At 79.6% G+C, this 1129-nt stretch carries 1 pseudogene; it reads right to left on the bottom strand.

Features of this window, described 5'->3' with window-relative positions:
* Positions 1-1129 (bottom strand): annotated as a pseudogene (locus tag AE652_RS41830) (molecular chaperone Hsp90); the annotation flags it as partial.

Raw genomic sequence — 1129 nt, forward strand, 5'->3', positions numbered from 1 at the left:
GGCCCGGTGACCGTCCGCCCGTCGGCGAGCGGGACGGGCAGCGCGCCGAGCGCCTCCGGGTCGGCCGCGCCGAGCGCCGCGTACAGGTTGCGCCACCACGCGGGCTCGCGGTCCAGGCCGCCGAGCTGGTCCACCACCTCGGCCAGCGGCACCCGGCGCACGTTCAGCACCCGCAGCTCGGTACGGCGCTCCAGGCCGGCCGGCAGCAGCCCGGGGAAGATCGGCGAGAGCGCCTCGACCACCGAGCCGTCCGCGCCCTCCAGCAGCGTCGCGTCCCGGGGCCGCAGCGCGGGCGTGCCCTCCTCGACCGGCGCCGGGTGCGGCAGGAACGGCGTGTCGGGCAGCCGGGAGAGCACCCCGGCGCGCAGCGCGTTGTCCAGCGCGCCCTGGCCGAGCGGGGCCGGGACGAGGCCGAGCGAGCCGAGGTCGGCGCCGCGGGCGCGCAACAGCTCGGCGTAGCTGTCGGCGGCCCGCTCGGTGAGGAAGTCGGCCAGCGGGCCGGGGGCGACGTGCCGGCGGGTGGAGTCCAGCGGGTAGGAGGCGATCAGCAGCGCGGGCAGGCCGACCGGCTCGTCGCTGGGGGTGGGCGCGTGCAGCACGGAGGCGATCCGGGGCCGCTGCGGGGCGCCGTCCTCGCCGACCGGGACGGCCCAGGTCACCGTCCAGTACGGGCGGGCGCGCTCCTCGGTGGGCCGGTCGGCCAGCAGCTCGGCGGCGAGCGTGCCGGAGGCGCCGGCGGTCTGCCAGACCGTCCGCCGCGGCCGGCCGTCCGCGTCGTCGGTGACGGTCACCTCGGTGACCCCGTCCGGGCGGGTCTCGGCGGCGTCCCGGGTGAGCGTCCGGACGCCGTCCGGGGTCTCCACCACGACCTCGCGCAGACCGGGCAGGGTGAGCAGCAGCGCGTCGTCGATCCCGGCCAGCAGACGGCGGGTCAGGTCCTCGGCGGCGGCGTCCCGCAGCGGCAGCACGACCACCGTGTCGTAGCCCTCCGGGGCGGTGCCCTCGGCCGCGAACGGCAGCCGCAGCAGCGGCACGTGGCCGTCCCGGCGGCGCAGCTCCTCGGCCAGCTCGGGCTGGGCCCCGGCCAGCGACCGGGCCTCGCCGAGCGACCAGCGCACCCCGCCGCCGG

Origin of the sequence: Kitasatospora sp. MY 5-36, from assembly GCF_001182915.1 — a bacterium.
GTDB lineage: Bacteria > Actinomycetota > Actinomycetes > Streptomycetales > Streptomycetaceae > Kitasatospora.